7 protein-coding genes, 1 pseudogene and 1 riboswitch are annotated in these 11,257 nt (G+C 69.8%); all 8 genes and pseudogenes read right to left on the bottom strand.

Annotated features, from left to right (window positions below):
• Positions 1-234 precede the first annotated feature (234 nt).
• Complete coding sequence (gene metH / locus ABZX37_RS48530; protein WP_354751126.1) at positions 235-3,840, bottom strand: methionine synthase; 3,606 nt, start codon at positions 3,838-3,840, stop codon at positions 235-237.
• 17 nt (positions 3,841-3,857) lie between these two features.
• Positions 3,858-3,934: riboswitch (S-adenosyl-L-homocysteine riboswitch) on the bottom strand.
• Positions 3,935-3,978: 44 nt separating this feature from the next.
• The gene (locus tag ABZX37_RS48525) at positions 3,979-4,581 is read right to left on the bottom strand and encodes a maleylpyruvate isomerase N-terminal domain-containing protein (protein ID WP_354751125.1); all 603 of its coding nucleotides are present in this window, start codon (positions 4,579-4,581) and stop codon (positions 3,979-3,981) included.
• Between the two features lie 4 nt (positions 4,582-4,585).
• On the bottom strand, positions 4,586-5,956 hold the full coding sequence (locus ABZX37_RS48520) for a carboxylesterase family protein (protein WP_354751124.1): 1,371 nt from the start codon (positions 5,954-5,956) through the stop codon (positions 4,586-4,588).
• A 251-nt stretch (positions 5,957-6,207) separates the two neighbouring features.
• Positions 6,208-6,969 (bottom strand): annotated as a pseudogene (locus ABZX37_RS48515) (lysylphosphatidylglycerol synthase domain-containing protein); the annotation flags it as partial.
• Positions 6,969-7,979, bottom strand: a complete 1,011-nt coding sequence (locus tag ABZX37_RS48510) for a glycosyltransferase family 4 protein (RefSeq protein ID WP_354751127.1) — start codon at positions 7,977-7,979, stop codon at positions 6,969-6,971. The pseudogene ABZX37_RS48515 and the gene ABZX37_RS48510, both read right to left, overlap by 1 nt.
• Before the next feature lie 53 nt (positions 7,980-8,032).
• Positions 8,033-8,872 carry an aldo/keto reductase gene (locus ABZX37_RS48505; RefSeq protein WP_354751123.1) on the bottom strand — a complete coding sequence of 280 codons (840 nt, stop codon included), beginning with the start codon at positions 8,870-8,872 and terminating at the stop codon, positions 8,033-8,035.
• 43 nt (positions 8,873-8,915) lie between these two features.
• The gene (locus ABZX37_RS48500; RefSeq protein WP_354751122.1) at positions 8,916-9,251 is read right to left on the bottom strand and encodes an STAS domain-containing protein; all 336 of its coding nucleotides are present in this window, start codon (positions 9,249-9,251) and stop codon (positions 8,916-8,918) included.
• A gap of 619 nt (positions 9,252-9,870) precedes the next feature.
• The gene (locus ABZX37_RS48495) at positions 9,871-10,284 is read right to left on the bottom strand and encodes an SsgA family sporulation/cell division regulator (protein WP_354751121.1); all 414 of its coding nucleotides are present in this window, start codon (positions 10,282-10,284) and stop codon (positions 9,871-9,873) included.
• Between the last annotated feature and the right edge of the window lie 973 nt (positions 10,285-11,257).

Raw genomic sequence — 11,257 nt, 5'->3', positions numbered from 1 at the left:
TCATGCCCTTCGCGACCAGTTCGCTCACCTCCTGTTCCCGCCGGGACTGAAGGAATCTGATTCCCTCAAGGAGCCCTTCACGGACCACAACCCGGCTTCCGTTCCCGGGTCCGCGGCTGAGCTGCGGAAACACGCCGGAAGCGCGTCCGCATCACAGCCTTAAGTTCTTGGCATTGACCCTGATTCCCTCAAGGACTCGGCCCGTCACCCCACGGAACCGCGCGAACCGACGGCTCAGTAAGCCAGATTAGGCCGCAGCCACCGCTCCACCTCGGACAGTTCCTCGCCCCGCCGGGCCGCGTAGTCCTCCATTTGGTCGCGCCCCAACCGGCCGACCGTGAAGTACCGCGATTCCGGATGCGCGAAGATCAGCCCGCTCACCGCTGCGGCCGGGGTCATCGCGTACGACTCGGTCAGGCCGATCCCCAGCTCATCAGCCCCCAGCAGCGAGAACAGGTCCTTCTTCTCGCTGTGGTCCGGGCTCGCCGGGTAGCCGAGCGCGGGGCGGATGCCGCGGAAGCGTTCCGCGTGCAGGTCCGCCAGGTCGGGCTGCACGTCCGGCTCGAACCAGCGGCGGCGGGCTTCCAGGTGCAGGTACTCGGCGAACGCCTCGGCCAGCCGGTCGGCCAGCGCCTTCACCATGATCGCCCGGTAGTCGTCGTGCTCGGCCTCGTACTTGCGAGCCAGGTCCTCCGCGCCGTGGATCCCGACGGCGAATCCGCCCAGATGGTCGCCGTAACCGGCGGGGGCGATGTAGTCGGCGAGGCACCGGTTCGCGCGGCCCTCCGGCTTCTGCGTCTGCTGGCGCAGCATCGGGAACTTCCAGTCCGAGTACTCGCCGTCGAGCAGGATGTCGTCGCCCTCGGAATGCGCGGGCCAGAACGCGTACGCGCCGCGCGCGGTGAACGAGCCGTTCTCGATGATCTCGTCCAGCAGCTGGTTCGCGTCGTCGAACAGCTCGCGCGCGACCGGCTGGTCGAGGATCGCCGGGTACTTGCCCTTGAGCTCCCAGGCCAGGAACAGGAACTGCCAGTCGATCATCTCGCGCAGCTCGGGAATCGACGGCTCGACCACGCGCACGCCGGTGAATTCCGGCGTCGGGACCTCGTCGAACGACACCTTCTCGGCGTTCGCCCGAGCCTGCGCGACAGTCAGCATCGGCGTCGAGTGCCGGTTCTCGTGCTGGATGCGCAACCGCTGCTGTTCGGCGCGGTTGGCGGTGTCCAGCGCGTCGGCACGGTCGGTGTCGAGCAGATCGGACACCACGCCGACCACCCGCGACGCGTCGAGCACGTGCACCGTCGTGTGGTCGTACGCCGGCGCGATCTTCACCGCGGTGTGCTGTTTCGACGTGGTCGCGCCGCCGATCAGCAGCGGCAGCTTCAGCCCGCGCCGCTGCATTTCCTGCGCCACCGACACCATCTCGTCCAGCGATGGCGTGATCAGCCCGGACAGCCCGACGACGTCCGCGTGCTCGGCGACCGCGGTGTCGAGGATCTTCGCCGCGGGCACCATCACGCCGAGGTCGATCACCTCGTAGTTGTTGCAGCCCAGCACGACGCCGACGATGTTCTTGCCGATGTCGTGCACGTCGCCCTTCACCGTGGCGAGCACGACCTTGCCCTGGCCGCGGGAGGTGTCGATGCGGCCCTCGGCCTGCATCTTCGCCTTCTCCGCCTCCATGTACGGCTCGAGGTAGGCGACCGAGCGCTTCATCACCCGCGCGCTCTTCACGACCTGCGGCAGGAACATCTTCCCGGAGCCGAAGAGGTCGCCGACGATCTTCATGCCGTCCATCAGCGGGCCTTCGATCACCTCGAGCGGCCGGTCGAACTTCTGCCGGGCCTCCTCGGTGTCGTCCTCGATGAAGTCCACGATGCCGTGCACCAGCGCGTGCGAAAGCCGTTCCGCCACCGGGTTCTCGCGCCAGGACAGGTCGACGACGCGCTTGGTGCCGCTGCCCTTGACCGTCTCGGCGAATTCCACGAGCCGGTCGGTGGCGTCCTCGCGGCGGTCGAACAGGACGTCCTCGACCAGTTCCAGCAGGTCCTTCGGGATGTCCTCGTACACCGCGAGCTGGCCGGCGTTGACGATGCCCATGTCGAGCCCGGCGCGCACGGCGTGGAACAGGAACGCCGAGTGCATCGCCTCGCGCACGACGTTGTTGCCGCGGAAGGAGAACGACAGGTTCGAGATGCCGCCGGAGGTGTGCGCGCCCGGACAGCGCTCCTTGATCAGCGGCAGCGCCTCGATGAACGCCTTCGCGTAACCGTTGTGCTCGCTGATGCCGGTGGCGACGGCGAGCACGTTCGGGTCGAAAATGATGTCCTCGCCGGCGAAACCGGCCTCGCGGGTGAGCAGATCGTAAGCGCGGGAACAGATTTCGACCTTGCGCTCGACCGTGTCGGCCTGGCCCTTCTCGTCGAAGGCCATCACCACGACACCGGCGCCGTAGTCGTGGATGCGCCGGGCCTGCTCCAGGAACGAGCCCTCGCCTTCCTTGAGGCTGATCGAGTTGACCACGCCCTTGCCCTGCACGCAGCGGAGCCCGGCCTCCAGCACGGTCCAGCGCGAACTGTCGACCATCACCGGGATGCGCGCGACCTCGGGCTCGGTGGCGATGAGGTTGAGGAACGTCGTCATCTCCTGCTCGGATTCGAGCAGGTCGGCGTCGAAGTTGACGTCGAGCAGGTTCGCGCCGCCGCGCACCTGCTCCAGCGCGACGTCCACCGCCGCCTGGTGGTCGCCCGCCTCGATGAGCCTGCGGAACTTCGCCGAACCGGTGACGTTGGTGCGCTCGCCGATCATCACGAACCCGGTGTCCGCGCCGATCTTGAACGGCTCGAGCCCGGAGAACCGGGTGCTCGCCTCGTGCGCGGGCACCGGCCGCGGCGGAAGACCCTTGACGGCCTCGGCGATCTTGGCGATGTGCGCGGGCGAGGTGCCGCAGCAGCCGCCGACGATGTTGACCATCCCGGCTCCGGCGAACTCGCCGAGCATGCCGCCGGTTTCCTCGGGCGTCTGGTCGTAGCCGCCGAAGGCGTTGGGCAGGCCCGCGTTCGGGTGGCACGCGGTGTAGGTGTCGGCGAGTTTCGCCAGTTCCTCCACGTGCGGCCGCATTTCGGCGGCACCGAGCGAACAGTTGACGCCGACGACCATCGGGCGCGCGTGCGCGACTGAGGTCCAGAACGCCTCAACAGTCTGGCCGGACAGGGTGCGCCCGGACAGGTCGACGATGGTCACCGAAATCCACAGCGGCAGGTGCGGCGCGACCTCGCGGGCCGCGGTGATGGCGGCCTTGCAGTTGAGGGTGTCGAAGATCGTCTCGATCATCAGCAGGTCGACGCCGCCGTCGGCGAGCGCCTGGATCTGCTCGGCGTACGAGGCTTTGACGTCCTCGTAGGTGACCGCGCGGTACGCCGGGTCCTCGACGCGCGGCGACAGCGACAGCGTGACGTTCAGCGGGCCGATCGACCCGGCCACAAACCGGTTGTCGAACTCGTTCGCGGCCTGGCGCGCGAGTTCCGCGGCGCGCAGGTTCATCTCGCGCACACGGTCCTGCAGGCCGTAGTCCGCCTGGCCGATGCTGGTGGCGGTGAACGTGTTGGTGGTGGTGATGTCCGCGCCCGCGGCGAGGTATTGGCGGTGCACGTCGAGCACGACGTCCGGCCGCGTGAGGTTCAGCAGGTCCGGGTCGCCGGTGACGTCCTTCTCGTGCCCTTCGAGCCAATCCGCCCGATAGTCCTCGGGAGCGAGACCGGCGCCCTGCAGCATCGTGCCCCAGGCCCCGTCGAGCACGACGACGCGCTGGTCGAGCAGGTTCCGCAGGTTCTGGGTCATCGCCACCTCCGCATGAGTCCACGGAGGCGCCCTTGGATGGTGGTACCGGCCGAGCGTGGCGGACCACCGGTCCGTTGCAGCGCCTCTCGACCTGGTGGTCAAGACTACCGGATGTGACCAGCCCGCGGGCAGGCGTGTTCACTCCTCGGGAATCGAGCGATCCTCGAGCGGGCTGCCCCGCCACTTCCAGCCGGTCCGCCGGGGTTGTCCGGGCAGGCCGATCCGGCCGGCGCACCAGCGAAGCGCGTCCCAAGCGTCGGGAATCGGTTCCTGCTCAGGGAAAAGCCGCGCGACGACGCGGGCGCAGACCTCGCGCGGCGGATCGATCGCGACGCCGAGTCCTCGGGCGATGTCGTCGCCGTGCAACAGGAGTTCCACACAGCCCATCGCGGCGAAACCGGCCGGATCGGAGCTGCCGGTCGGGTGGTAGGCGCGTTCGTCCGGCCCGCTGGCCCGGACGGCGGCGGCGAGCAAACGGCCGCCGGTCAGGGCGAATTCGAGCAGTTCGGCCGGGGACGCGTCGTCCTCGGTCTTGGCGAGGAAGCGCACGTAACGGTCGGCCGGGCGGCTCACGACCTGGGCCGCGTAGGAGAGGAGCGTGTCGCCGAGGTGCTCTGCGGTGTAACGGCAATCCCACTCGAGATCGCCCGCCGGACGGGTCCAGTCGCCGCCGATGACGGGCGTGAGAGTGGCGGAAACGCAGGTGAGGGCTTCGTCGAGGTCTTCGGCGCGCACGGTCATGCGGTCAGCGTAGAGAAGCCCAGAAGCCGCAGTGGTGATCTTTCGCGAAACCGGTCAACGGCTGCGCGCCGCCCGGCCGGTACGCGACCGACTGGCCGGTCGGGCCGCCGCGGACGAACGCCGTCCAGTCGTCCACCATCCGGTCCGCGAGCCGCTGCTGAGCTGGGGTGAACGTTGTTGGCTGCTCGGCAAAATCGAACAGGTACGGCAGTTCCGCGGTGTGCGTGGCCCCGAGCGGGAACGGCGCTCGCAGCGCGGCCGCGGCCGGTGAAGTCGGGTCGTTGAACTCGTACGTCGACACGCTCGGCAGCGAACTGGCCAGCTTCGCTGTCGGGCAGGCGAACGCCCAGTCGGTGACAGCCGCCGCGTACGCGAGAGAAGCGTTGCCACTGAACGCATCCACCGGGTATTCGCGAGCGACCGCGGCCGCGTTGGGGAACACGGTGGCAAGCGCTTGCGGGTAACCGTGGCGCGTGACTTCGCGACCGGCCGCCGCCTGCTCGGCGAGGAAATACGTGAACTCGTCGTGCGTCGTGCCCAGCATGACCGGCACCGGGGTGGCGGGGACCTTGCCGGGCAGCACCGAACCGCCGGTGACCGGCCCTGGCATCTCGATGCCCGCGATCGAGCCGTACGCCGGAACGGCCAGGAGTTTCTTGACGGGCAACGCACGCAGGCATTCCGCGGCGGTCTTGCGGTCGGTGCAGCCGCGCGCGGCGGCGTACTCGACGCTCTTGTTTTCGGCGGCGGGCAGCGTCGCCTGCGCCTGGCACGGTCCACTTTGGATGATCGCGGCCCGGAACAGCCCGCGCGAGCCGGGCGCGACGAGGTGGTCGCACACCGACATCCCGCCCGCGGACTCCCCCGCGATCGTCACCTGGTTCGGGTCGCCGCCGAAGGATTCGATGTTGTCGCGCACCCACAGCAGCGCCTGCTGCTGGTCGAGGAAGCCGTAGTTGCCCGGCTCCGGGCCGAGCGACGGGTCGGCGAGGAAGCCGAGCGCGCCGAGCCGGTAGTTGAGCGTGACGACCACCGCGTCGCCGCGGTCGACGAGCCGGGCGGCGCCGTAGCGGTCACCGCCTCCGCTGAGGAACGCGCCGCCGTGCAGCCACACCAGGACGGGCCGCCCGGTGTGGCCGGCCGGCGGGGTCCAGACGTTCAGGTAGAGGCAGTCCTCGCTGGTCAGGGCTCCGTCGGCGGCCTGCGGACAGCGGGGCCCTGGTTTCGTGGCGTCGCGCTCCCCCGCCCAGGGCTCGACCGGGGCGGGCGGCTGCCAGCGCCGCTGCCCGACGGGTGCGGCCGCGTACGGGATGCCTTGGAAGACCCGGTGGTCGGGAGTGACGTCCCCGCGGACGGCGCCGGCGGCGGTGTGCACGACGTCGCCTGCCCGGCTGATCGACGCGTCCGAAGCCGCGCAGGCCGAGGCGGCCAGAACGGGGACGACGGCCAGCGCCGCGAACCACCGTCGCCGAATCGCCCGAAAAGCCGCTGCCACTGGCCGGACGATACCGGCCCGGCGTCCGGGTCCGGCCGCCGGATCATCCGGCGGAGCGCGAGAACCACCCCGCCGGGCAGCGTCGAGACCAGACCGAGCACGCCGTAGCCGACCGCGACCGTCACGCCCTGCTCCGCGCCCAGCCCGGCGGCGGCGAACGAAAGCGCCGCAGTGCCCTCGCGCGGGCCGAACCCGCCGACGTTGAGCGGCATGCCCATCGCCAGCAACGCGAGGACCAGCAGCGGCAACAGGACGCTCAACGGCGCGGTCGCGCCAGCCGCCCGGGCGGCGACCACGAACAGCGTCAGATGCCCCGCCACCGCCAGCACAGACCATCCGGTGACGCCGGGCCACGCGCCGAGCACGCCGGTCCGGATGTCGGCCGCCCAGACGTGCCTGAGCCGTTGTCGCATCGCCACTGCCACCACGACCAGCGCGGCCGCGACGATCCCCAGGCAGATCAGCACCTGACGCGGCAGCAGCTCCGGCCGGAAGACCACGACGGCGAGTCCGGCGACCACCACCACGGTTTGCCCGGCGACGCGTTCGAGCACGACCGCCCGGACGCCGCGGCCGACGTCACCAGAGCGTCGTCCGTGCTGCACCGCGCGGTGGACGTCGCCGAGGACGCCAGCGGGCAGGACGCCGTTGAGGAATTGCGCGCCGTAGCAGTCGCCGACGGCTTCGCGAAACGGCAGGTGCAGGCCGAGCCGCGCCGCGACCAGCCGCCAGCGGGCCGCGCTCGCCAGCGTCGTCACGACGCCGATGACGAGGGCTATCGCGATCGGAACCGGACCCAAGGCACGCAGACCACCGGCGAACGCCCCGGTCCCCAGCCGCCACCACAGCGCGGCGATGAGCGCGGCCCCGGCCAGCAGTCGCAGCCACCGCATCAACCCACCGCCAAGATTCCGCGCAACCGAGCCGCCGCGGCGGCCCACCCCTCCAGTGTGCGCGCTCTCGCCGCAGCCGCGACACGGAGGCGTTTCCGCAGTTCAGGGTCGTCGCGCCAGCTTCGGAGCGCTACCGCGAGCGCTGCTTCGTCGCCGGGCGGGACGAGGAGACCGGGTCGCTCGCCGTCCGGTGTGCGGCCGAGTGCGTCGGGGATGCCGCCGACGTCCGAGGCCAGCACCGGGATGCCGCGCGCGAGCGCCTCCGTGACGACCATGCCGTAGGTCTCCGCGTGCGAAGGCAGGACCAACAGGTCGGCCCGGTCGTAGGCGGCTTCGAGCGCTGAGCCGTCGAGCGGGCCGGTGAAGCGGGCTCGGGGGTGACTCAAGCCGTTGGCGTAGGCCGGGTTTCGGGTTTGTGAGCCGACGAAGTCCACTCTTACGTCGTCCACTTCGGACAGTGCGTCGAGGAGGATGTCCTGCCCCTTGCGCGGGGTCACTGCCGCGACGCAGATCAGCTGTGACACTCCGTCGGTTCCGGTCGCCTGCGGTGCCGGATCGGTCCCGGGCGGCGCGATGTGGACAGTGGCGAGGCCGTGGCGTTGCTCGACGGCACGGGCGGCGGCTGCGCTGGTGACGATGACCTGGTGCGCCAGGTGGAGCGTCTGGCGTTCGCGGGCATCGAGGTCAGCCGCGCGCTGCGGGTCCAGGCCGGTTTCGTCGGCCAGCGGCAGGTGCACGAGGACAGCCAGGTCGAGCCGGTCCGCATGCGAGGCGAGGACGTCCGGCACTCCGCAGGCGACCAGGCCGTCGAGCAGCACTCTCGCGCCGCCGGGGACCTTCGCGAGGACCTGGTCCAGCTGCTTTTTCGCGCCCTCGTCAGGGTCCGGCCAGGCGCCGCCGACCGGCCGCAGCCCTACCGGCAGGTGCTCGGCCATGCGGCGGTCGTAGGTGTTGCCGCCGCTGGGCACGCCGCGGTCGTCGATGTCGCCGGGGACCACGAAACAGGACAGTCGCACGCTGCCTCCTTCCTCAATGGAGACAACGTGCGACTGGGTGATCTGGTTCAGCCTTCGAAGGTGTCCGGGTCGAAGCCCGTGCGGCGACCCTCGTCAAGACCGCTGAGGACGTCGAGGTCGCTGTCGCTGAGGGAGAAGTCGAAAATGTCGATGTTCTCCCGCATGCGCTTCGGCGACGACGACTTCGGGAACACGACGTTGCCGAGTTGCACGTGCCAGCGCAGCACGATCTGCGCGGGCGTCTTGCCGTGCTTCCCGGCCAATTCGGCCAGCAGCGGGTCTTCGAGCACCTCGCCTTGGGCGAGCGGGCTCCACGCCTCAGTCACGATGCCGTGCGCCTCGTGGTAGGCGCGCAATTCCGGTTGCTGCAACGCGGGATGCAACTCGATCTGGTTCACCGCGGGCACCGTTGCCGACTCGGCCGCCAGCCGTTCCAGGTGCGGGATCTGGAAGTTGGACACCCCGATCGCGCGGGCCTTTCCGGCGCGCTGGAGTTCCTCGAAACCGTGCCAGGTGGCCACGTATTTGTCCTGCTTCGGCAGCGGCCAGTGGATCAGGTAGAGGTCGACGTACTCCAGTTCGAGCCGCTGCAGGCTGCCTTCCATCGCGTTGATCGCGTTGTCGTGGCCCTGCGCGTCGTTGGCCAGCTTCGTGGTGACGAAGATTTCCTCGCGCGGCACGCCGGAATCGCGGATGCCCGCGCCGACGCCCTCCTCGTTGCGGTACATCTGCGCCGTGTCGAGGTGCCGGTACCCCGCCTCCAGCGCTTCCCGCACCCTCGCGGCGGTTTCCTCCGGCGGGATCTGGAAGACGCCCAGGCCGAACTGCGGGATCCGGACGCCGTTGGTGAGTTCGAGCTGCGGAACGCGGTTCGTCTCGATCGTCATGTCGGCGGCCTACCCGTGCGCGGCGGCGGCGAAACTCGCTCGATCAGGCGGCGACAGTCTCGCGGACACCGAGGATTTCGTCCGCGCCGGTCACCGCGAGACACCGCCGGACCGCGTGCGCCGACCCGGGCACGACCGTGAACAGGGGGATCCGCTCGTGCGCGTCGAGCAGGGCGCGGACGCCGGCGCAGCTCAGGAACGCGACGCCGGACAGGTCGACGACCACCGGCCCGGTCAACGGCGCGACCGCCTCTGCGAAGACGTGCGCAGTCGCCGCGTCGAGATCGCCGACCGGGGCGAGGTGGATCGCGTCCGCCTGCCTGGCCGCGCGAACAGTCAATTCGACCGGCGCGGTGACGCCGGGAAAGTGGGGAGTCATGGGTTTGCGCTCCTCTCGCAGAGATCTGCTTGGGGCGCTGACCGCAGTGTGGTTCTGGACAACAGCCAACACAGGCGACCGTACGCGCTCTGCGAGTGCGGTCAACCCGGGTGACGGGGAGGTTCACTCCCGCGGCGGCGGAGTCCGCCTGTTCGGGGGTGCCTAGGTTGACGGCGTGCGCGGGGATTGAGCCGGACTGGGCGGGTGTCGGCGGGTTTGTGAGGTTGTGGCGCGGGCGCGGGGTTCGTTCACTGGGCGTTCACTCGGGGGCACCTGGTTGGGGGATGCCTGCCCGCAGTCGGCCGATGCGGTGACGGTCGGGTTTGTCCCGCGAGATCTCGCCGTTCGCACTGCGGCCCTCAATTCGCACAGCGACCAAACCACGACGCCGTTTCCTGTCGCAGAAAGCGAACCGGCCCCCCATAGGGGCTTCTCGCATCCGCTCGTGCGGCAGCCGCATCGACCCGGCGTCGCTGCGCGGACTCGCCGCCGCACAACGCGATTCGCGCGGCGGCCGAGCCCGGACGTCAACGGCCGGTCAGTCTCGCGGCGGATCAGTCCGCTTGCTCCAGAACTGCCCGCGGCGAGTCCGTCCGCGACTTATGTCCACTGTGGACCGTCAGTCGCGGAAGGCGAGCTTCGCCAGTTCCTCGTCGAAGTCGAAGCAACGGTCTTCGGAGCCGACAGGAACCTCGTCGTAGGTGCGGTCGAGGAAGTCGGCGAGTTCGTTCGCCGCCGCCTCCAGCACCGCGGAGCCGTCCGGCGCGTTCAGCTCGACGAGCACCCGGCTGTCGTCGGCGGCCGGTCGCACCTGGACGTCCCCGTCGCCCGCGGGGGCGAGCAGGCCGTCGGCGAGAAGGTCGCGCCCGAACAGCCAGCGCACGACGCCGCCACCTGCGTGGTAGCCGACCGACACCGCGAACGGATCCGCCGGGTCGTATTCCAAATCGGCGCGCACCGGCAGCGGGACGGACCCGAACGTGCGCAGCCCGAAGATGATCGTCGCGCGGACGACCTGCGGTTCGGTTTCCACGACGGCGCCTCCTTCGTTACCCGGTCGCGAACCTGTCCGGACCGAAGTGAATGTTTCTCAATAAGTAACGCGCCGTAAGAGCCTAAGCTGCCCGACCGAGCAGATTTCACCCCAACGGTGGAGATCTACGTCTCAGTTGGCTACGCAAGGGCAGCATTGACAGCAGGAACGGGCAGCGCGCACGGCAGTGCCCCAGCAGCGCGCGGACGCCTTCGACCTGCGGAAACGGATCGCCACGATCGTGGAGCCGGACGGACTTGGGTCCGAGGGGCGGCGAACAGGACAGTTCTCGCCGAGAAAACGAGCTTTGAAGACCTACCGAGCCGAATCAGTTCACAGCCGAGCGACGAATCGGTTGGCGGCGGATTCCCGCATTCACCGCCAGCCGACCGCCCGAAGCGACCCGGTTGCGAAACGACCCGGCTGCGAAGCGACGCGGGTTGCGAAGCGACGCGGTTGCGAGGCAGCCCGCTTGGCGAACCGGCCCAGTCGACGAAGCAGCCCGCTTGGCGAAGCGCGCGGTCGCGAAGCAGCCCGCTTGGCGAACCGGCCCAGCAGGCGACGCACCCCCGTGAGCGACAACCCTTCACACACCCGCGCTGAACGGCATCCCCGCCTCCGCGCAATCAGCGACGGCACCTTCGCCCCGAGGCCCAATGCCAGGAACTTAAGGCTGCGATGCGGACGCACCTCCGGCGTGTTTCCGCAGATCAGCTGGCTCGATCCGGTTGAGCGCACGTCACCGTGGGCCCCGGACCCAGGAACGGAAGCCGGGTTGTGGTCCGTGAAGGACTCCTTGAGGGAATCAGATTCCAATGCCAGGGACTTGGCGCCGCGGGTGCAGTTTGCCCAGGTCGAAGGATCCGGGCGGGGCCAGGCGTCCGTGAGGGGAACCCTGAGAGGGCGTCTGAGAACTGGATGGGGTGGTTGGCGTGGTGATGCCCTGAGGTTGGGTGAGCTCCCGGTAGGACTG

Source organism: Amycolatopsis sp. NPDC004079 (assembly GCF_040610415.1).
GTDB lineage: Bacteria > Actinomycetota > Actinomycetes > Mycobacteriales > Pseudonocardiaceae > Amycolatopsis > Amycolatopsis halotolerans.
Note: the sequence above shows the minus strand (reverse complement) of the source record. Positions and strands in the feature narration are given on the sequence as shown.

Excerpts from the sequence above, each read along its gene's own strand:
- ABZX37_RS48505 (WP_354751123.1), bottom strand. The coding sequence starts at position 8,872 with ATGACGATCGAGACGAACCGCGTTCCGCAGCTCGAACTCACCAACGGC.
- metH (WP_354751126.1), bottom strand. The coding sequence starts at position 3,840 with ATGACCCAGAACCTGCGGAACCTGCTCGACCAGCGCGTCGTCGTGCTC.
- ABZX37_RS48525 (WP_354751125.1), bottom strand. The coding sequence starts at position 4,581 with ATGACCGTGCGCGCCGAAGACCTCGACGAAGCCCTCACCTGCGTTTCC.
- ABZX37_RS48500 (WP_354751122.1), bottom strand. The coding sequence starts at position 9,251 with ATGACTCCCCACTTTCCCGGCGTCACCGCGCCGGTCGAATTGACTGTT.